This window comes from Streptomyces sp. NPDC050509, from assembly GCF_044457965.1.
Taxonomy (GTDB): Bacteria; Actinomycetota; Actinomycetes; order Streptomycetales; family Streptomycetaceae; genus Streptomyces.
Genome location: NZ_JBITHL010000001.1, coordinates 345887 through 366319, shown reverse-complemented (window position 1 = coordinate 366319; position 20433 = coordinate 345887). Strand labels below are relative to the sequence as shown.

Below are 20433 nucleotides of genomic sequence, written 5' to 3'. Positions count from 1 at the left end.
AGTGATGACCCGGAACCTCCCTGGTCGGGCGGTCCGGGATGCGGTCCGTCCGGGTCGGGTCGTCCCACGTCCGCGCCGGCTCACTGTACGTCCGTGCCGTGCGGTCCTACGTCCCCGACCCGCGCCCCGGGCAGGGGATCGCCGACGGCGGTGCCGGCCGTGGGATCGACGAAGTGCACCAGGAGGGTGCGCCGGTCCTGGGAGGCGGCCGGGGAGACGGGGGTGACGGAGTGCCAGGAATCGGCCGACCGGACCAGCAGCACCGAGGAGCCCTGCCGGGGCGCGATCTCGGCCCGTACGTCGTCCGCCGCGGGCGAGCCGAGGATGCGCAGGGTGCCCTGCCACCGGGCCGGCCACTCGGAGTTGAAGTACCAGAGCTGGGTGACCACCTTGTCGGCCCGGTCGGTGTGTGGCGCGATCCAGTAGCCGGGCCCGTAGCGGACCGCGCGCGCCTCGATCACGCAGCGGTCGAGCGGGCGGCCGGTCGCCTCGGCCACCGCGGCGCGGTAGTCGGGCGAGGCCAGTTCGCCGACGAGCCGCCGCCACAGGGGGGACAGCGAGGGGAGGCTGTCGGCGACGGGACGCCCCTGCTCGATCAGCGGCAGGTTGCGGGTCCGGTAGGTCTTCTCCGAGTCCGCGCCGGTCCGCTCGGTCAGCCGGAAGCCCTGCGTCGGGAACTCCTCCTCCAGCTTGCGCGCGGTCTCGCCCGGTGCGCCGCGCAGCGTGCCGGGCAGTTCCGCCCAGCGGTAGGGGCGCTCGGTCAGTTCCGCCCGCCGCAGCGCGGGCAGGTCGAGCACCGCGCGGGAGCTGTCGGGGCCGTCAGACATCGTGGAGCGCCTCCTTGTCCTGGGTATCCGCGGGGTCCGCGGTGCCGGGGACGTCCGGGGCCCTGGACGTACCGGGGGTGATCCGCCCGCCGAGGGCGCGGAGCTTGGCGGGGAGCCGCGCGTAGCCCCGGGCCAGATGCTCCACGCCGTACAGCCGGTGCGGGGTGCCGACGGCCAGCGCCGCGAGCAGCAGCGCGGCGGCGGCGCGCAGATCGGTCCCCCGCAGCGGTCCGGGCGCCGGGCGCAACGGGCCGGGGTGGATCCGCAGTTCCTGCCCGTCCACGGCCAGCCGGGCGCCCATCGAGCGCAGGCCGTCGACATAGCCGAACCTCCCCGACCAGACGGTCTCCACCAGAGTCGCAGGCGCCGAGGCGGACAGCAGGAGCAGGGCGAACAGGGGCTGGGCGTCGCTGTAGACGAGATGGGACGCGGCGACGACCCGATCAGCCGTCAGGGGACCCACGGCCGGCCGGATGTGCAGCATGTCGCCGTCCCAGCGGAGCGGGACCCCGATCCGCCGCAGATGGCGCAACTCCGGGGCGAGTCCCTCCCGTACCACGTCCGGGCGTGTCAGCCGCAGGGTCAGCTCCTGGTCGAGCAGCACGCTCGCCGTGACGAAGGTGACGACCTCCAGGAGATCGGACGGCAGGGTGACGGAGGCAGCGCCGATGGGCCCGTCCGCGCCCTGGATCTCGATGGCGTCCGGGGTCACATCCACCGCCACCCCGGCCAGCGCCAGGACGCGGGCGAGTTCCTGGGCGTCGGGTTTGGGATAGGGGTGCCGCAGCACCGTGGTGCCCCGGGCGGACGCCGCGGCCAGCAGCGCGGTCTTCGTGGCGCCCGAGTAGTGGGGGCCGGTGGGCAGTCCGCTGTGCGGGTCGGGGGTGGAGAACTCGGCCAGGTCGATCACCGCGCCGCGCAGGCCCCGCGGGGCCGTCGCGGTCAGCCCGCCGTCGTCCGTGGCACAGGTTGCCCCGAAGCGCTCCAGTACGCGGGCGATGTGTTCCACCGGCCGGCCGCCCCGGTGCCCGCCGCCGATCCGGCAGCCGCCGTGCGCCCCGGACTCCACCTGCCCGTGCCGGGCCAGCAGGACGGGCAGCAGATACGCGCCGCCGTGCACCTGGGCCGACCAGTCGGCCGGTACGCGGTGGCCGGTCAGCGGGGCCGCGTCGATCCGTACCCGCTCCGCGGCGCCGTCGACGCCGACGCGCGCGCCGAGCGACCCCAGCATGCCCGCCAGTGCCTGACGGTCCGTCAACTCCGGTGCGTTGTGCAGGTCCCAGGGTTCCTCGGACAGGCAGGCCGCGGCCATGCAGCCCACCATGAGGTGCTTGAAGCCGGACATCCGCACCTCGTCGGCGAGCGGTGACCCGGACTCGATGTCCCAGTACGGCTCGTGTCCTGCCGGGTGCGACGGGGGAGGGGCGGCGCCCGTGGTGGGGTCGCCGGTGAGCAGCGAGGGGGTCAGCCGAGGTTCCACATCTCCACCTGGCAGGTCAGCCGGAACTGCGGGGCATGGGCGGCCACCGGGGCGACCGCGTGCCAGGAGTGGTCCGAGCGGGCGAAGAGCACCGAGCGTCCGCCGCCCGGCACCACGGTGGCGTACGGGCTGACGGACAGATCGGGGCCGGTCCTGACCTCGAACTGCCCGCCGTGGTCGTCCGCCCAGTCGTCGTTGAGGTAGATGACATGGGTGGCGCGCTTGCCCGGCTTGTCGGTGTGCGCGGAGATGCGGTCCCCGCCCTGGAAGACGAAGAGACCGATGTCCAGTGTGGTGTCGCTGACGTCGATCCCGATGGTCCTGGCCACCCAGGCGCGGTAGGCGTCCGCCCGGAGGTGTTCGACGAGCCCGTGCCAGGTCTCGCCCATCTTCGCCATGCCGGGCTCGGGTTCGCCGTGGCGGATCAGCGGGAGGACCGCCATCCGGTACGTCTTGTCGCCGTTGCCGGTGCGCTCGGCCGGATGCAGTGCCTGCGGCGCGGGCATCTGCTCCCGCAGGCTCCGGGCGGCCGGCGCCGGGATCACGGACTGGGCCACGGCCCATCGGTACGGTTCGTCGTGCCGTTCCACCGGCGCGTTCAGGTCCAGCAAGAGCTCGTCCTCTCCGTCAGTGGTGCTGGATGGGCAGGGGAGCCGCCGTACCCCCGGCCGCGGCGGGCTCCTCGGGGGTCTGCGGCACGCGCGCCCCGTAGGACACCTCGGGGGTGCCCTCGGAACCGGGCTCGCGGCTGCGCAGGATCTGCACCTCGGTGAATGCCCGCCGCTGGGTCGCCGCGATGTTCCAGATGATCTCCGCCACCTCGCCGGGGTCCATCATGGCGCCGAAGTCCAGGGCGAGACCGGTGTGGAAGTCGGGTACGGCCAGCCCGCCGGGGTTGACCAGGGTGATCCGGTTCTCCGGGTGCGCGGCGAGCAGTTCGGGCACCAGGTTGCGTACGAAGGTGGCCTGCGCCGCCTTCAGCCCGCAGTACAGCGACTCCCGCTCACGCCGTTTCCAGGAGGACGAGGACGCGATCGTGATCAGGTGGACGGGGCCCTCGGCCTCGGCCAGCAGCCGGCGCAGGAAGAGCACCGGGCCGGAGAACAGCAGCCGGGTCAACTGCTCCACCTCGTCCTCGGTGGTCTCCACCAGGGCCTTCTTCAGGAACGCTCCGGCGACCCAGAGCACGTAACAGGGGCCCGGCACATCGACGGAGGCGGTCCGTACGCTCTGCGGATCGCACAGGTCCAGGGAGCGCGGCAGAAGACCGTCGGCGTCGGGGAGCAGGCCCTCGGAGCCGGAGAGGAGGTCGTCGGCGTCGGGCAGAGGCGTGGCGGAGCGTCCGTACACCACGGTCCGCAGCCCGCGGTCCCGCGCGCCGAGGGCGAGGGCGCGGCCCAGACCGTGGGTGCCGCCGATCACCGCGGCACCTCGGAAGGGGCCGGGGAGTGGCTGTGCCGGGGGAGACGATGGGTTCATGTGGGCTCCTGTCGCCGGGAGTTCGGGCAGGTACGGGCGGGGGCCGGAGGGTTTCTCCGCCCCGGGGGAGGAGGCAAGGAGCCGGCCGCCGTGGCAGGGGCCGGCCGGGAGTTCCGGTGAGCGGCTTTCTGGGTGTCCCACGGCTGACCTTCTCCTCGCCTCCACCGCCGGGCAGAGGAACCGCCGGGGCGGCGCGCTGCTGAGCGGTGGGGAAAAGACGTGCGGTGTGCCCGCGTGGTGGGGCGGTCAGTGCCGGTCGCCGGGGTGTGCCCGGGAGGTGAGCGCCGCCGTGAGGGCGGTGAGGTCGGCGGGGCGGGCCCCCGCCGTGATCAGCGCGGCCCGCACACTGCGGTGCTGCCGCCGCAGCTCGGCGAGCCAGGTGCGCATCACCACGGCCGGTGTGCCGAGGTGGACCAGGTAGTCCTGGCGCGTCCAGCCGTGCGCCTGCCACTTGTGCGCGTAGCGGTCGACCAGCGGAAAGAGCGCCGCGCCACTGGCCGCGTAATCCGCGGCGATCAGCTCGTCGGGCACACCGGCCAGGGCGAGGAGGGCGGCGACCACCACCGCCGTACGGTCCTTGCCGAGATGACAGCAGACCAGGAACGGCTCGTCGGCGGCGTCGGCCAGAGCGGCGAACAGCGTGGGGACGCTGCCGCTGGTGCTCTCCATGAGGATGGCGTGGTAGTAGCGGACGTAGTGGTCGGGCGTCGGCCGGGGGACGTGCACGAGGTCACGCGGATATCCGGTGAGCGGGCCACGGGCCCAGCGCACCCCGCGATCGAGGAGTTCGTCCGGGCCGCCGGAGCGGTCCGTCTCGTCCTGCGACCGGAGGTCGATCACGGTTCGCAGGCCATGACGGTCCGTCAGTTCGGCGGCGGCGCCCGCGTCCATGACCGCCCCCGCGCCCGCGCGCCAGATACGGCCGGGCACCACACCCGGAGGCGCCACCACGCGGAGGTTGACCGCGTCGGACAGGGGCCGGGGCGGGTACGGGGCTGACGGCGGGGGCGTACTCACCAGGGGAACGGCGCGTAGAGCGGGGCCGGGGGAAGCGGAGTGCGGGGGCTGTCCATAAGGGGCCTTTCCGGGGCGTCAGGGGTAGAGGAAATCGCGGTTCGCGGACCGGAAGACACGCCGGCGGGCGAAGGCGGGACCGGCAGGCGGTGTGACGGGCGCGGTGGTGGGGCGTCTGAGCAGCCGCTCGGCCACCACATGCGCCGCCAGTTTGTGCGCCCAGGTCTCGTGACCGTCCTCGGCGGGATGCCGGCCCTTCCAGCCGGTGCCGGACGTACGCAGTACATCGGCCATGGACCCGTCGGCGTCGCCGAACCGGTAGAAGTGTGTGCGGTCCACCATGTCCACACCGCCGCTCCCGGCCAGACCGGCCCGGCCGAGGGTGTCGAAGGAACTCTCGATGGCGTCGAAGAACAGATACGGGATCCGGTGCAGCCGCAGGAACGACTGGAGGGACAGGATCTGCGTGATCAGCCGGGCCCCGGACTCCTGGTCGTGCCAGGCCACCTCGCGGTAGACGTCCGTCAGTCTCTGGAGGTCCGCATGCTGATGCTGCTGGTACGGAATGACCTGCCGGAACTCGCCGTCCACGTAGAACTCGCGGCGCATCGCGCCCGACCAGCCGATGACGACCAGCAGATGGCCTTTCTCCACGGTCTCGCGATGTCCGGCCAGCCAGTCGACGGTGGTACGCAGTATCCGGTCGTTGGAACCTGAGATCACGGCGTCGTTCACCACGTCTTCGGCGTCCAGGAAGTCACCCAGCCGGGCCGGCCAGGAATGTTCCTCTCTATAGCGTTGCAGCACGGCATCGGGGTTGAGATCGTCCACCAACTCGGCGCCGTATGTCATGGAACAGCCATTGGCATACACAAGCACGACTTACCCCCGGACAGCACATGGAAGTAACGCGACGAAATGCGAGGTGCTGGTGTGAATGAAACACTCCATGGCGCGGGCGGGCAACCGTGCCGGAGGCTCTTCCTCAGTGTGTCCCGTCGATTCCGGCCATATGGAAGAAGATACGGGCCGGTTCAAGTGGCTCCGCCTTCCGTCTGACCTCGAAATATCCGTCGACGTCACAACAGCCGAAGGGAAAGAACCGGTCAAGAACGGCCGGGGTTCCTCCGCACCGGTGAATAGGAAGGGCGTCGAAAGGGGTAGAACGCACCACATGCTTCCGGCGGAACAGGGGCGCACCATGCCCGTTCTCCGGCCGGCCGCGTGGTCATGGCCGGCGCGCCCCGCACACACGCGGACGTGTCGGGGCCGTCGTCCGAACCCCCTCTTTCCCGCCGGGCGGCACCGGCCCACAGTCATGCCGCCGCACGGCGGCCCTCGCAGTTCCGACCCATCGACGCAAGGGAGCGCACATGACGGACGTGCTGCTGATCTGGCCGCCCCACGTGCCGAGTTACTTCAACGCCGGCCACCACAGCCCGCTGTACATGGTGGCCGGCCATCTGCGCCACCGGCCGGGCACGGGGCGGGTGGACACCTGCGAGGCCGGCACCCTGAGCATGAACTGGAAGGGCGTCGGTGACCTGCTCTACCAAGGCCGCTACGACGTCATCGCGGTGATGAACGACTTCGACGCGGTGGACGGTCTGGCGCGATTCACCGAGTACGCGCGGGTGCTTTCCCCGCACAGCCGGCTGATCACCTTCGGTCGGCTATCCAGCCTCAACCCCGGTTATTTCCGCCAGTTCGACCTGGACGCCGTCGTGCAGTCCGGGGACTACGAGTGCGGAGTGGCGCACTACGTCGACGGGCTCGCGGAATCCGGTCCCGAAACCGCCCCTGTGGCCGGATTACCCGGTGTCGCGGTACGGCACGGCAAGAACTGGCTCGAACCCGGCGGCCCCGGCGACCGGCTCGCTCCCGAGGAGTGGTCCCTGCCCGATATCGACGAAATCCCCTACCAGGACTACGATCGCTTTTACGCCAAGGACGAGCACAAATTCTGCGGGATCCCCTTCCGGCGCGAACTCGTCGTACCGGCGGCCCGCGGATGCCCGGTCGGCTGCGAGTTCTGCGAAGTTCCGGAGATCTTCGGACTCCGCGAGCGGCGCATGACGGTGGACGCTGTCATCGACTACATCCGGGACAGTTATGCCCGACACCCGTTCGAATACGTCGCCTTCTACGCCCCTACATTCACACTCGACCGGCGCTGGGTCCGGGAGTTGTGCGAGCGGTTCATCGAGGGCCCGGTCTCGCCGCAGTGGAAATGCGCGACCACCATCCACCACCTCGGGGAGGAACTGGTGGCCCTGATGGGCCGGGCCGGCTGCGTCCGTATCTCCGTGGGACTCGAAACCCTGGAGGCGGAGGGCCAGGGCGGGCTGCCCCGGAACAAACGCATCGAGGAGGAGAGGTTCCGGACGCTGGCCCAGTGGTGCGACGCGGCGGGCATCGAACTGAACGCGTTCGTCATCGTCGGGCTGCCGGGCACCTCCGTCGAGGGCACGGCGCGCACCGTCGAGTTCGCCCGCTCGCTCGGCGCCCGTATCCGCCCGACCATGTACACCCCGTTCCATGAGATGACAGGGGACATGACCACCCATCAAGTGGCGCGCTTCAACCGGCAGTTGATCAGCGGGGAACCGGTCCTGGGGGAGGCCGACGGCGACGGGACCGACGGCGACGGGACCGCGCGGCGGCCCGAAGTCGACGCCCGCTACGCCTTCCTGTTCGGCCGGGAAGACCGGCTCACCAGCGTCCACGAACGCATTCCGCAGCAGGACCCCCGTTGACCGGCCCGGCACGCGGCACACCCGGACCGACCCGCACCGTGGACCTCGACGGCTTCCGCTTCCCGCTCGGTACGGAGACCCTCGGCCTGAGCTGGCAGCCCCGCGAGCGCCGCACCGGCACACTCAACCTCAAGAGCTGCGAACTCCAGCACCCGTGGAGCGACCGGCTGGTGCGGAGCGAACTGGCCGCGCTGCCCCTGGCGGAGACCATCGCCTACCCCTTCCAGGACCGCGCCCTGGACGCGCTCGGCGCCTACCACGGGCTCGACAGCGCCCACGTCCTGCTCACGGCGGGGTCGGACAACGGCATCGGCCTCGTCGTCGACGCCCTCGTCCGTCCGGTCGGCCGGCTGCTGCTCCAGGAACCCGCCTTCGAGGCCTGGCGCCATTACGCCGAGCTGCGCGGGGTCCGGGTGACCGGCGTCCCCGGCGTCACCGGCGCACCACCCACCGCCGACCCCGACCCCCTGCTGGACGCGCTGCGGGACGCGCCGGGGCCGACCGTGGCCGCCGTCACCAACCCGGGCAGCCCCAGCGGCCTGCTGTACCCCCCGTCCACCATGCGCCGGTTCGCCGGGACGGCCCGGGACCTGGGCCATCTGCTCGTGATCGACGAGGCCTACGGCGACTTCGTCCACACCTCCCACGCGCCGCTCGTCGCCGAGTTCCCCAACGTCGTCGTCGTGCACTCCTACTCCAAGGCGTTCGCCCTGGCCGGACTGCGCATCGCCGCGCTGCTCGTCCATCCGGCGCTCCGGGAGCATCTCGGCCGCTTCCGTCCCGAGAACGCGGTCGGCGCCCCCGGTGTCGCCCTGCTGGAACGTCTGGCCCCGCAGCGCGAACGCTGGCAGGAGATCTGGCGGGACGTCCGCGCCGTACGGCAGGAGTTCACCGACCGGGTCCTGTCCACCCACCCCGGGTGGCACGCGCTCCAGCCGGGCGCCAACTTCGTCACGTTCTGGTCGCCCGACCCCGCCACCGCCGACGCGGCCCGCGACCATCTCGCCGCGCACCGCGTCCGTATCCGCTCCCTGTCCGACCTCCCCGGGCTGCGCGGCTGCTTCCGGGTGTCCCTGGCGGACCGTCCGACGATGGAACGGGTGGCGCGGCTGCTGGACGCGGTGGCCGACCGTCCCCGCCCTCGCGTCAACGCGCCGGCCGCCCCGAGACAGGCCGCACGGCACGGGGAACGGCCGTATTGACACCGCCCCCCGTCCCTCCCCGGCCTCCGCCCGGGACGCCGCCCCCAGCCCGCACGGCTCCCGCGACCCCGACTTCGCGCACCACTGGAGGTGCCGCACCATGGCGCACATCCTCGGCCTGTCCTGCCGCAGCCACGACGCGGCGGTCGCCGCCGTCCGCGACGACGAACTCGTCTTCGCCTCGCACTGCGAGCGGTACAGCAGACGCAAGAACGACGCCGCGCTCTCCCCGCAGGCGGTGTCCGCGGCCCTCGCCCACCTGGACCGCGTCGACGACGTCGTGTACTACGAACGCCCCCTCCTCAAACGCACCCGGCAGCTCCGCTCCGGACAGTTCGGGCTCGCGACCGAACCGGTCGGCCTGCGCGCGTATCTGCGGCGCTTCCCGCAACTGCGCGGGGCGCGCGTGCACATCGTCGACCACCACCGCTCGCACGCGGCCGGTGGCTACTACACCTCAGGCATGCCGGAGGCCGCCGTGGTCGTCGTGGACGGCATCGGCGAGTGGAACACGGTGTCGCTGTGGCACGGCCGCGGCGACCGCCTCGACCGGGTCGCCACGGTGAACTACCCCCACAGCATCGGCCTGTTGTACTCCGCCTTCACCCAGCGCGCGGGCTTCAAGCCCAACGAGGAGGAGTACATCATGATGGGCCTGGCGGCCTACGGCACGCCGGACCTCGCCGATGTGATGTGGGAGGACTTCGTCGAACGGGCGGACTGGCCGGACTTCCGCCTCACCCGCTCAGTGCACCGCGGCATCGCCGACTGGCGACCCGAACTGGATGACCCGGCCACACTCGCCGCCAGCGCCCAGGAGGTGACCGAGCGGCTGCTCGACGGGCTGTTCGCCTGGGCGGCCAGGGAGACCGGGTCCCGCAACCTGGTCTTCTCCGGCGGAGTCGCGCTCAACTGCGCCTACAACGCCCGCCTCGCCCGTTCCGGCCTCTTCGACACCATCTGGATCATGCCGAGCCCCGGCGACGCGGGCAGCTCGGTCGGCTCCGCCCTCGCCCACCTCGGTCGGCCCGTCCACTGGCCGGGCCCGTACCTCGGCCACGACATCGACAGGGAACCCGACGTGGACGACGCCCTCAAGCGGCTCATCCGGGGCGAGGTCCTGGCCGTGGCCCACGGCAGGGCCGAGTTCGGGCCGCGCGCACTGGGCAACCGCAGCCTGCTCGCCGACCCCCGCCCGCCGACCGCCAAGCGCCGGGTGAACGAGATCAAACGCCGCGAACCCTTCCGGCCGTTCGCCCCCATCGTCCTGGAGGAGCACGCCCACGCCTCCTTCGACCTGCCCGTACCGACCAGCCCGTACATGCAGTTCGTCGCCAACGCCCGCAAGCCCGAGGCCCATCTGGCGGTCTGCCATGTCGACGGCACCAGCCGGGTCCAGACCGTCAACGCGCGGCAGAACCCGTTCCTCCACAACCTGCTGCGGCGCTTCCACGAGGAGACCGGCTGTCCGATGCTCCTCAACACCAGTCTCAACATCAAGGGCGAGCCCCTGGTGAACACCGCCGAGGACGCCGACCGGTTCGGGAAGCTCCATGGCATCCCCGTCCTGTGACGCGCCGCGCGGGCGACCGCTGCGGCGGATCGTCGTCCTCGGCAGCCCCGGCAGCGGCAAGACCGCCTTCTGCCATCAACTCGCCGGGACGACGGCCCTGCCGCTGTACCACCTCGACGACCTGTACTGGTCCCCGGGCTGGTCCCGCCCGGGGGAGGAGGAGTGGGACCACCGTGTCCGCGCCCTGTGCGCCCTCCCGCGCTGGATCGCCGACGGCAACTACGCCGACAGCGCCGAACCGCGCGCCCGCGCCGCCGATCTCGTCGTGCTCCTCGACCGCCACCCGCTGCTGTGCGCGGTGGCGCTGGTACGGCGCAGCCTGCGCCTGCGGCGCTCGGCCCACGACACGGAGGTACGGGGGACGACGCCGCGCGGCGGACCGGGACGGCGCCACGCGGCGCGCGGAACGGAGTACGTGCCGCGCCGGCTCCGGGACTCCGGCGACCCACCGGTGCTCAGCCTGACCGCCCTGCTCCGCAAGGCCCTGCTCTTCCGGCGGCGGGACCTGGTCGTCATCCACGACGTCCTGCGGCGCACCGGCGCCCCCGTCCACCGCTGCCGCACCCGGCGCCAGGCGGCCGCCCTGCTCGCCGAACTCGGCCCGCCGGGCCCGTGTCCGCCGTCGGGGGAGGACCGTACTGCCGGACACCCGGACGCCGGGGAGCCGGGCGGCCCGTTGCCGCACGAACCGGGCGGGCGGTCCACGCGGACCACCGTCACCCCCTGCACCTGCCCGGCCTCCGCCACCGCGACGTCCCCATGGAGGAGCACATGACCACCGCATCCGAATCGGCTCCGGTCCGGCCCGACGCCCCGGAGCCGTCCCGCGGCCTCACCGAGATCGCCGACATCGTCACCCCGTTCGCCGTACGGGCGGCGGCCACCCTCCGTCTCGCCGACCACATCGCCGCCGGACACACCCGGCTGCCCGACCTGGCCGAGGCGGCCGGCGCCGACCCGCAGGCCCTCGCCCGGCTCCTGCGCTTCCTCACCTGCCGGGACATCTTCGCCGAGCCGGAACCCGGCACGTACGCGCTCACCGAGCTGGCCGGGGAACTGCTCTCCGGCCACCCGGCCAATCTGCGCCAGTGGCTGGACGCCGACGAGGTGGCCGGCCGGCTCGACACCACCTTCCCGTACCTGGTGGACGCGGTCCGCTCCGGAACCCCCGTCCACGAGAAGGTCCACGGAGCCCCGTTCTGGGCGGACCTGGGCGCGTCGCCCGCCCGGACCGAGTCGTTCGACCGGCTGATGGCCCAGGTCTCCCAGTCCACCCGGGGCATCGGCAGCGGGTACGACTGGTCGGGCGTCCGGCATGTCGTCGACGTCGGCGGAGGCACCGGAGCCCTGCTCCGGGAGATCCTCCAGGCCCACCCGCACCTGCGCGGCACGGTGGCCGACCAGGCGGGATCCGTGGCCGAGGCGCGCCGCTACCTCGCCGCGCACGGCCTCGGCGACCGGGCGGACGCGGCGGTCCACGACATGTTCGACCACCTCCCGGCGGCGGACGCGTGTCTCCTCTCCCGGGTGCTGGCCGACTGGGACGACGAGAGCGCCGAACGGATCCTGCGGACCTGCGCCGCCGCAGTCCCCGACGGCGGACGGGTGTTGATCGCCGAACGGGTACTCCCCGGCGAGCCGGCGCCCGGCACGCCGGACAGCGCCGAGGACCTGGCCGAGACCCGCCGGCTGACCTCGCACGATCTGCGCATGCTGGTCCTGCTGGGCGGCCGGAAGCGATCGGTGGCGGACTACGCCCGGCTCGCCGGACGGGCCGGGCTCACCCTGAGCGCGTCCGACCGTCTGCCGGGGGGTGCCACCGTGATGGAGTTCCGCTCCGGCAGCACCCCGTGAGGGCCGCTCACGCGACGAGGTGGTCCGGCCCGGGGACGGCCGACCCGGCGTGACGCGTCTCAGGACACCGCTACGGGAGGCGGCGGCAGCAGGTCACGGTCCTGGCGGAGCATCCGCGTGTGCAGGGACCGCAGGGGCGGCCCCGGGTCCGCGCCCAGCGCCTCGGCGAGCCGCTGCCGTGCCGCCTCGTAGGCGGACAGCGCGTCGACCGCGGTGACCGGAGCGGTGGTCTTCCTCCCGGCGGCCCTGACCCGCTGGGGCCACCGGGTCGAGCGGGCCACCGCGCCCGCCTCCGGTTTCTGGCACCGTACGGCGATCGCGGCGATGCGTCGCCCGCTGCTCGCCGGCGCCGGAGTGCTCACCGTCCTGCTCCTCGCCGCCTCACCCCTCCTGGGCCTGCGCTTCGGCCTCCCCGACGAGCGCACGCTCCCCGAAGGGACCTCCTCGCGCACCACCTCCGAAATCGTGCACGAGGAGTTCCCCGCCGAACCCACCGACATGATCCAGGTCGTCCTCACGAAACCGCTCACGAACCCCGCCGGCACACGCGCGTACGCCGCCGAACTCTCCCGGATCCCGGGCGTGTTCCAGGTCGACGCGCCGTCCGGCGCCTACCGTGACGGGAAGCGGGCGGGGGAACCGGGGCAGGACCGGCTGACGGCGCCCGACGGCCGCGTACGCCTGGCGGCTCCCCGGGCGAGACCACCGACTTCCGCTCCACACTCCTCGACCGGCTGCCGCTCGCGGCCGGTCCGGTCCTCGGGGCGACGTATCTGATCCTCTTCCTGATGACGGGCAGTGTGCTGCTGTCGGTCAAGGCGACCGTGCTTCCAGGACGGGAACCTCTCCGGACCGCTCGGCTTCACCCCGACCGGTTCGATCGAGCCGAGCATTCCGGTGCTGATGTTCTGTGTGGCGTACGGACTGTCGATGGACTACGAGGTCTTCCTGCTGTCACGCATCAAGGAGGAGTACGACCGGACGGGCGACACCGAACGCGCGGTCGGCGAGGGCATCCGGCGCAGCGCACCGCTGATCACCGCGGCGGCCGGCATCCTCGCGGTGTCCTTCCTGTCGTACGCCACGGGCGGCGTCGTCTTCCTCAAGGAGCTCGGCATCGGTACGGCCCTGACGATCCTCGTCGACGCGACCCTCATCCGGGTGGTGCTGCTGCCCGTGACGATGCGGCTCGCGGGACGGGCGAACTGGTGGGCACCGAAGGCGCTGCGCCGCTTCCGGATCAGGGAGGCGGCGGAGCTGGAGCGGGAGCCGGAGCTTCGCCGGGAGTACGTGTGATCACCGTGCTGCGGGCGGGCGCCGCTCGCTCCCGCCACCCGTGTCACTCCCGCCACCAGCTCCGCAGCACCTGCTCGGCGGGTTTGCCGTGCGGGGTGTAGGCCAGCCGTCGCTCCGTCTCGCCGCTGTCCGGCCAGTCGTCCCACATCCACCAGCACACCCCGGCCCACCACGACTCGTCGTCGAAGGCCGTCAGCAGTGCCTCGTAGGCCGCCGCCTGTTCGTCGGCCCCGGCGCGCTCGCTGACGGTCCAGGAGTACGGCTCGGCCGCGGTTCCGTGCTGGCTGACGTAGCCGGCCTCGGTGAACAGGATCTTTCGGTCCTGCCGCTCGGCGAACGCGGCGAGTTCGGTGACGATCGGCCGCCAGCCCTCGGCCAGCCGGGCCGGATCGGTCGTGGCGGAGTCCGCCAGCGGCCAGTAGGCGTCGATGCCGATCAGGTCGAGGGATGTCCAGAAGCGGATGGCCGCGTACTCGTCGTAGTTGGCGGCGTAGGTCAGTGTGCCGTCGTAGGTGTCGCGCACCGCGGCGATCACGGCCCGCCAGCGCCGCCGGTCACCGGAGGTGCCCGCCAGCTCCGTACCGACCGCGAACTGCTCCACGTCCAACTCCCCGGCCAGCCGGGCGTAGTGGGTGATGAAGTGTTCGTACGCGGTGAACCAGGCGTCCTTGTCGGCGGGCCGGATTCCGGCCCGGTCGTCGCCGTTCACCAGGTCCACATGAGGTTTGAGCATCACCTTCAGCCCGGCCGCGTGGGCCAGGCCGACGATCCGGCGCACACCGGCGTCGTTTGCCGTCTCCTCGGTGGGGTGCATCGTGGACCGGCGGGTCCCGTCCTGGTACCAGGTGGGGGTGAACACCACCCACCTGGCACCGGTGCCGGCGATCTGCCGAAGATAGCTCCGGGCCTCGCTCCGGTCGTAGTCGCCGGTGCTCCAGGCGGGCAGTGTGATGCCCCGTACCCGCTGTTCGGGAGAGCCGTCCCCGTCCCCGCCCGCCGAGCATCCTGTCAGTACGGCGACGGCGGCGGTCGCCGTCGCCGCCAGGGCCGCGGTCGTCCGCCTCAGCGCTCTCATCGGACCAGGGCCTTTCTCGGGCAGCGCCCGGACGACCGTGCTGTTCCCGGCCCGCTCGGTGCGGGCCGGGAACAGCACGGGTGGTGAGGAACAGTGGTACGTGGTGCGGGAGCGGGCCGGATCAGATCAGAGCAGGCTCTCCGGGCTGACGAAGGTGTAGCCGAGCGCCAGAATGCCCTCGACCGTCTCCTGCAGCGGCTCCACCGGCTGGTACGGGTGGTAGTAGAAGCTGGCGAAGCCGTCCCGCACGGCCAGATTGGCCTTGGCGTTCTTGACCAGGTCCGCCGCCAGCCTGGGCGGGTTGTTGTTGTGGGCCTCCGGCTCGTAGCTGCCCAGGTTCTCCGGGAGCACCTTCGTACCGTAGACATCGGTGACGGGGTACGGGAAGAACTGCCCGAGGTAGCGGCTGGAATCGGACGGTTCGCCGGTCAGCGTTCCCGCGAAGTACAGGGGACGCTCCATCCTGGCCTCGAAGTTCTGTGCGAACACCCGGTAGTCCGTGGCCGAGGCCGCGTAGTGCGGGGTGACCCACAGCCGGGGCTTGGGGAGACCGACCCGCGCGAACTCGGCGAGTGCGGCGGTGACCCGGCCCTGTGCCCACTCGGCGGAGTCCTCCGTCGCGGGACCGTCGTAGATCACCGTGTCGGTGGCGTCCACATGGGCCCGGAAGAACTCGAAGTCGTCGGCGCTCAGCCCGTTGTACGGGTTGTCCGCGTTCCCGTACTGATGGGTGTAGCCGTGATCCATCAGCACCGCGCCGTTGGCCAGCATGTACTTGAGGGTGTTCACCAGAGCCGGCCGCTGGGAGAGCCGTACGGTGCGCGCCACCCCGTTGTTCTGTACGCCCTTGGGGTCGCTGTACACCGGAATGACGTTGATGCCGTACGGGATGTTCTTCGACTTCAGGTAGTCGGCGATCGCCCGCATGCTGGTGGCGTCGGACAGCGGGGTGATGTCCTCCAGACGCACCATGGCCCGGTGCTGCTCGGCGGTCTGGGGGGCCAGCGCGTCGAACAGCATGTCCTGGAAGGCGAGAATCCGGTCGGTCTCCGAGACATAGGTGAAGGGGATCTCACCGATGTAGGTCAGATTGCCCGAACGGAGCGCCCACGGGGAGGTCTTCGTCGTGCCCCCGGCCGTGTCCACCGCCTGGGCCACCTCGGTCACCTGCGGACCGCCCGCCCCGGCCGCGATGTGAGGGTGCAGCACCCCGGCGTCCTGGCCCACCGGGATCTTCCGCGTGAGCTGCTGGCCCTTGTAGTCGACCCGGCTGATCTGGCCGACGCTGCCGTCCGTCTCGTAGAAGGAGGACGTCGGGTCCCAGCCGTACCGGTACTGGAACTCCTGGAGGCTGATGGAGTTCGCCATGTTCCAGATGTTCTCGCCGATCCAGATCACCGGCCGCTCGGACAGCAGTGTGTCGAGGTAGAAGTCCTCCGGCACGGCGTCGGGGATCTCCTCGCTGTAGTACGTGGAGCCGATGTACACGGTGGCGTCGTACGACTCCATCAGCTCCGGCGTGTACTCCTGGACCGGCTTGGTGGTCACGGTGCCGAAGTGGCCGCCGAGGTTCGCCACGCCCATCGCGTACAACTCACCGAGGTGCCCGAACGGGCCCGCGGTGTCGTAGAGCACCAGTGTCTTCGCCTCGCCGGGCTCGGCGGCGCGCGGTGCGGTGCGGGCCTGCCGGCCGGTGGCCGACGCCCGCTCCCTCGACAACTCACCCGGCTTCGATGTCCGGTTCTCGGTGGTGGGCCGGGCGCTCTTGGCCGCCCGCCGCTCCGCGTCGGCGGACCGCTGCGCCGCCGCCCAGCCCTTCAGTTCGTCGGCGCGCACACCGGTGGAAGGAGCGTGCGCCGTCGACCGGTCGGCGTCCCCACGGCCGTCCCGGTCGGCGGCGGTCGCCGGTGCCAACAGGCCGCCGCCGACCAAGGCGGCGATCGCGAGAGCGATCACGGCCAGCCAGGCCGACCGTGCTCTTCTCCAGGGCTCACTCATACTTGGTACCCCCCTCGATTCAGGCCCCGCATTGTGTGGAACAAGGAGCTGAGGCATCGGCGGATCATGGCCGATATTTGATGCGATGATCCTTTCCGGCCCGTCGTGCAATTCCACAAGCGGGATTAATGAGCTCGACAGGCCGGTGATTCTTCTGACCATTCACGCCGACTGTCAATGGGGCCTCTGGGGAGAAAATCCAGACATGTGATTCCCGCGGAAGTGCCCTCCCCCCAGGGGTGCTGCGGGGGTGATGCGTCTGGTACTTTCCGTAAGCGCGCAGAGACCGGTCCGTTGGGGAGCGCCCGTCACTCCTGCGCCGAGTTGAATGTGGGGGACTGATGTATGGTAGGTCTGTTTTGGGCTCAGCCCTGCCCTTGGTGGGTCTGGCGGCGGCACCCGAGGCTTTTCCCGGGATTCCGCTGGCCAGGGCTTTGCAGGCGGCTGCCGGGGCAGGTTTCCTGTTGTACTGCCTGATTGTTTTCGGCCTGCTGGTGGCTCGATTGCGATTACGTGCCGGACTCCCCGCGACTGAACGCGGTGTTCCGGTGGCGCGCGACCGTCCCGCGGTGGACCGGTCGTGATCGGGGAGGTCCTGATATGGGCCAGCATCGCCCTCATCGCGATGGCGGGAACGTACAACTTCGCGCTCTTCCTGCTTTCCCGCCGTCAGGTGCCGCACCGCCCCGACTCCGGTGAGCAGCGCTTCTATGTTTTTCTGCTCGCCTGTCTCAACGAGGAGATGGTGCTGGCCGAAAGCCTCGCGCGAATAACCGCCCTGCCCGCCGGGAACTGCGTCGCCCTGGTCATCGACGACGGGTCCGACGACCGGACACCCGAGATAGCGCGCTCCGCGGACCCCCAACGGGTCTGGCTCCACCAGCGCAGGCTGCCCGAGGCCCGGCTCGGCAAGGGCGCGGCGCTCAACGACGGCGTACGTCTGCTGCGCGCTTCGGGCCTCCTCGGCGACCGGGACCCGAGCGATGTGATCGTCTGTGTGGTGGACGCGGACGGACGGCTGGACCAGCATGTCATCGACGCCGTCGACCCGTTCTTCAACGATCCGATGACCGGGGCCACCCAGATCGGCGTCCGGATGTACAACCGGCGGGAGGGCCTGCTGGCCCGGCTGCAGGACATGGAGTTCGTCGTCTACGGCGACATATTCCAGAGCGCCCGCCGCTTCATCGGCAGTGTCGGGATGGGCGGCAACGGACAGTTCATGCGGCTGTCCGCGCTCGACACCCTGGGCGAGGACCCGTGGAGCGACAGCCTCACCGAGGACCTGGACCTCGGGGTACGGCTGATCGCACGCGGCTGGACCAACCAGCACTGCACCACGGCGGCCGTCTCCCAGCAGGCCGTGCTGAACCTGCGGCGGCTGATCCGCCAGCGCTCCCGCTGGTTCCAGGGGCACCTCCAGTCGGCCAACCTGGTGCCGCTGATCCTGCGTGACGTTCCCGGCCGGGCGGCGATGGACCTGATCTACCACCTGTCCAGCCCGGTGCTGATCCTGCTCACCTCGCTGCTGCCGCTGTCCTTTCTCGTCGCCGTGTTCGGCACGGTCGCCGGTTCCCTCATGACCGGCCACGCGCAGGTCTCCACGATGTGGTTCCTCGGCCCGTACCTGCTGTCGTTCACCGCGGCCTGGATCTACGGCTTCGTGTACCGGCGGCGCGAGCGGTCGCTCGGCGCGCTCCACGCCGCACTGCTCGGACATGTCTTCGTGATCTACGGCTACATCTGGTTCGCGTCCGGCTGGTGGGGGCTGTGGCGGACCGTCACCGGCAAACGGACCTGGCTCAAGACCGCCCGCAGCTGACCCACGTACCGCACCTTCCGTGACATCCGTACCGCTCGTGCTCCTTCCGCTCGCCCAGCCAAGGGAGACCCATGTCCAGATCAGGCAGACCCCTGTCCTCCGCCCCGGCCGCGACGGCCGTCCGGGCCACCGAGGCCGCCGAGGCCGCCCCGGACGTCAGGCCCGTCACTCCCGGGACCGTACGCACCATGCTCGTGCTCGGCACCCGGCCCGAGGCGATCAAACTGGCCCCGGTGATCCGGGCGATGGCCGCCTCCACACTGTTCCAGCCGATGGTGGTGACCACCGGTCAGCACCGCGAAATGCTCCAGCAGATGCTCGGCATGTTCGGAGTGGGGGTGAAGACCGACCTGGCGGTGATGCGCGACCGGCAGCGGCTCTCGGAGCTGACGGCCCGGTTGGTGGACGGGCTCGCCACGGTGATCAGGACCGAACGCCCCGACCTGGTGGTGGTCCAGGGCGACACCACCACCGCGCTGTGCGGCGCGCTGGCCGCCTTCTACGAGCACACTCCCGTGGCCCACGTCGAGGCGGGCCTGCGCACCGGTGTGCTGGACAACCCGTTCCCCGAGGAGCTGAACCGCCGGCTGATCGGCCGGATGGCCCGCTGGCACTTCGCCCCCACCACCCGGTCCGCCGGCCACCTGCGCGCCGAGGGCGTCCCCGACGAGCAGGTGATGACCACGGGCAACACCGTGGTCGACAACCTGCTGTGGGTACTGGCGGAAGGCGCCGGGCGCAGCGCGTTCCGTACCGACGAACGGCGGGTACTCCTGACCCTGCACCGCCGGGAGAATCAGGGGGACCGTATGCGTTCGATGGGCGCCGCGCTGCGCCGTCTGGCCGACCGGGGCGACGTGGAGATCGTGCTGCCGCTGCACCGCAGCCCGGCGGTGCGTGAGGCCCTCTTACCGGAGCTCGACGGTCACCCGGCGGTGCGGGTGGTCGACCCGCTCGACTACCTGGACTTCGCCGCGACCCTGGCCGCCTGCGACCTGGTCCTGACCGATTCCGGTGGGTTGCAGGAGGAGGCCCCGAGCCTGGGCAAGCCCACGCTGGTGCTGCGGACCACCACCGAACGCCCGGAGGCCGTGGAGGTGGGGGCCGCCCGGCTGGTGGGCACGGAGCCGGAAGCGATCCTGGCCGCGGCCGGGCAACTCCTGGACGACCCCGACGAGTACCGGCGGATGGCGGGCGCGGGCAACCCGTTCGGTGACGGCCGGGCCGCCGACCGTATCGTCGCCAGGCTGACCGAGGACTTCGGCGGCGAACCCGCGCCGGGGCGCGGCGGTCTGGCCGGCACGTACGATCCGGCGGCATGAGGCCCGTGCGGTGGAGCGACCGGAGCCGGGGCCGGGGCACCCGGCGCTGGCGTGACTGGCGTTGGGCCGGGGGCCTCGTATTGGCGTTCGCCGTCCTGGCGACCGGCGGGGTGATGCTGGCGGGCCTGTGGGACGAGGAGCGGCGGACCGAGTCCGTCGAGTCCTGGCGGGACGGTACGGTGCACGGCCCCTGGCGCTCGGTGTTCCACGGCTACGGTGGCAACACCGGCGGGGCGGACGAGCTCACGCTCACCCCGCGCGCGGCCCGCGAGCGCGACCGTACCCACGCCTGCCTGGTGGTCTCCACCGCACGGTACGAGCGACTGGACCTGCGGGCGCGGATGCGTACCGTCGAGCAACTGCGCACCCCGGAACCCAACCCGTGGGAAGTGGCGTGGCTCGTCTGGGCGTACACCGACCCGGAGCACTTCTACTATCTGGCACTCAAGCCCAACGGCTGGGAGCTGGGCAAACGGGACCCCGAATACCGGGGCGGACAGCGGTTCCTGGCCACCGGTACGCCGCGGTTCCCCGTCGGTGACTGGTCGGAGATCCGGGTGCGGCAGAGCGGACCGCGGATGACGGTGGTGGTGGACGGCCGCGAGGTGGTCGCGTTCACCGACACCGAACGGCCGTACACGGCGGGCAGCGTGGGCGGCTACACCGAGGACGCGCGGGTGGAGTTCCGGGACATCACGATCGCGGGGCCGGAGTGAAGGTCGCGGAGCCGTCGCC

General features: G+C 71.6%; 19 protein-coding genes. 10 read left to right on the top strand and 9 right to left on the bottom strand.

All coding sequences use genetic code 11. The annotated features are described in order from the left end of the window. Positions 1–80 precede the first annotated feature (80 nt). The 6 genes from ACIBJC_RS01330 to ACIBJC_RS01305 form a co-directional block, all read right to left on the bottom strand. Entirely contained in the window at positions 81–827 is a 747-nt protein-coding gene (locus ACIBJC_RS01330; protein ID WP_399286077.1) for a 2OG-Fe(II) oxygenase, read from the bottom strand. Continuing rightward, entirely contained in the window at positions 820–2307 is a 1488-nt protein-coding gene (locus tag ACIBJC_RS01325; RefSeq protein ID WP_399286075.1) for a hypothetical protein, read from the bottom strand. The genes ACIBJC_RS01330 and ACIBJC_RS01325 overlap by 8 nt, the downstream gene beginning before the upstream one ends. Next, a complete protein-coding gene (locus ACIBJC_RS01320) occupies positions 2292–2918 on the bottom strand; it encodes a 2OG-Fe(II) oxygenase (RefSeq protein ID WP_399286073.1) in 627 nt (208 codons plus the stop codon). The genes ACIBJC_RS01325 and ACIBJC_RS01320 overlap by 16 nt, the downstream gene beginning before the upstream one ends. Before the next feature lie 16 nt (positions 2919–2934). Then, positions 2935–3729, bottom strand: coding sequence for an SDR family NAD(P)-dependent oxidoreductase (locus ACIBJC_RS01315; RefSeq protein ID WP_399286071.1), 795 nt, complete (start codon positions 3727–3729; stop codon positions 2935–2937). Positions 3730–4032: 303 nt separating this feature from the next. Continuing rightward, complete coding sequence (locus ACIBJC_RS01310) at positions 4033–4803, bottom strand: tyrosine-protein phosphatase (RefSeq protein ID WP_399286069.1); 771 nt, start codon at positions 4801–4803, stop codon at positions 4033–4035. Between the two features lie 75 nt (positions 4804–4878). Then, positions 4879–5652 carry a DUF6071 family protein gene (locus ACIBJC_RS01305; protein WP_399286067.1) on the bottom strand — a complete coding sequence of 258 codons (774 nt, stop codon included), beginning with the start codon at positions 5650–5652 and terminating at the stop codon, positions 4879–4881. A gap of 521 nt (positions 5653–6173) precedes the next feature. Between ACIBJC_RS01305 and ACIBJC_RS01300 the strand changes: the two genes are divergently transcribed. From ACIBJC_RS01300 to ACIBJC_RS01280, 5 genes are all read left to right on the top strand, one after another. Beyond that, entirely contained in the window at positions 6174–7556 is a 1383-nt protein-coding gene (locus ACIBJC_RS01300) for a B12-binding domain-containing radical SAM protein (protein ID WP_399286065.1), read from the top strand. Continuing rightward, a complete protein-coding gene (locus ACIBJC_RS01295) occupies positions 7553–8758 on the top strand; it encodes a pyridoxal phosphate-dependent aminotransferase (protein ID WP_399286063.1) in 1206 nt (401 codons plus the stop codon). Before ACIBJC_RS01300 ends, ACIBJC_RS01295 begins: the two co-directional genes overlap by 4 nt. Before the next feature lie 100 nt (positions 8759–8858). Then, entirely contained in the window at positions 8859–10331 is a 1473-nt protein-coding gene (locus tag ACIBJC_RS01290; protein ID WP_399286061.1) for a carbamoyltransferase, read from the top strand. Continuing rightward, positions 10312–11106, top strand: a complete 795-nt coding sequence (locus ACIBJC_RS01285; RefSeq protein WP_399286059.1) for a hypothetical protein — start codon at positions 10312–10314, stop codon at positions 11104–11106. Before ACIBJC_RS01290 ends, ACIBJC_RS01285 begins: the two co-directional genes overlap by 20 nt. Next, entirely contained in the window at positions 11103–12185 is a 1083-nt protein-coding gene (locus ACIBJC_RS01280) for a methyltransferase (protein ID WP_399286057.1), read from the top strand. The genes ACIBJC_RS01285 and ACIBJC_RS01280 overlap by 4 nt, the downstream gene beginning before the upstream one ends. 59 nt (positions 12186–12244) lie before the next feature. Here the strand turns inward: ACIBJC_RS01280 and ACIBJC_RS01275 are convergent, their stop codons facing one another. Further along, positions 12245–12547, bottom strand: coding sequence for a BTAD domain-containing putative transcriptional regulator (locus tag ACIBJC_RS01275; protein WP_399286055.1), 303 nt, complete (start codon positions 12545–12547; stop codon positions 12245–12247). Here ACIBJC_RS01275 and ACIBJC_RS01270 point away from each other — a divergent pair. Both ACIBJC_RS01270 and ACIBJC_RS01265 read left to right on the top strand, forming a co-directional pair. After that, entirely contained in the window at positions 12510–12962 is a 453-nt protein-coding gene (locus tag ACIBJC_RS01270) for a hypothetical protein (RefSeq protein WP_399286053.1), read from the top strand. The genes ACIBJC_RS01275 and ACIBJC_RS01270 overlap by 38 nt on opposite strands. A 21-nt stretch (positions 12963–12983) precedes the next feature. Beyond that, positions 12984–13481, top strand: a complete 498-nt coding sequence (locus tag ACIBJC_RS01265) for an MMPL family transporter (protein ID WP_399286051.1) — start codon at positions 12984–12986, stop codon at positions 13479–13481. Positions 13482–13524: 43 nt separating this feature from the next. On the opposite strand, the gene ACIBJC_RS01260 is transcribed toward ACIBJC_RS01265, so the two are convergent. Further along, positions 13525–14556 carry a glycoside hydrolase family 113 gene (locus tag ACIBJC_RS01260; RefSeq protein WP_399286049.1) on the bottom strand — a complete coding sequence of 344 codons (1032 nt, stop codon included), beginning with the start codon at positions 14554–14556 and terminating at the stop codon, positions 13525–13527. Between the two features lie 126 nt (positions 14557–14682). Then, positions 14683–16554: a DUF2334 domain-containing protein gene (locus ACIBJC_RS01255; RefSeq protein WP_399286047.1), complete on the bottom strand. Its 1872-nt coding sequence runs from the start codon at positions 16552–16554 to the stop codon at positions 14683–14685. A gap of 580 nt (positions 16555–17134) precedes the next feature. On the opposite strand from ACIBJC_RS01255, the gene ACIBJC_RS01250 reads away from it, so the two are divergent. The 3 genes from ACIBJC_RS01250 to ACIBJC_RS01240 all read left to right on the top strand — a co-directional run bounded on the left by ACIBJC_RS01250 (position 17135) and on the right by ACIBJC_RS01240 (position 20414). Next, positions 17135–18376 (top strand): glycosyltransferase, encoded by a 1242-nt coding sequence (locus ACIBJC_RS01250; protein ID WP_399286045.1) that lies wholly within the window; start codon positions 17135–17137, stop codon positions 18374–18376. A gap of 71 nt (positions 18377–18447) precedes the next feature. Beyond that, the gene (wecB, locus tag ACIBJC_RS01245; protein WP_399286043.1) at positions 18448–19698 is read left to right on the top strand and encodes a non-hydrolyzing UDP-N-acetylglucosamine 2-epimerase; all 1251 of its coding nucleotides are present in this window, start codon (positions 18448–18450) and stop codon (positions 19696–19698) included. Continuing rightward, positions 19695–20414, top strand: a complete 720-nt coding sequence (locus ACIBJC_RS01240; protein ID WP_399286041.1) for a family 16 glycoside hydrolase — start codon at positions 19695–19697, stop codon at positions 20412–20414. Before wecB ends, ACIBJC_RS01240 begins: the two co-directional genes overlap by 4 nt. The last annotated feature ends 19 nt before the right edge of the window (positions 20415–20433 follow it).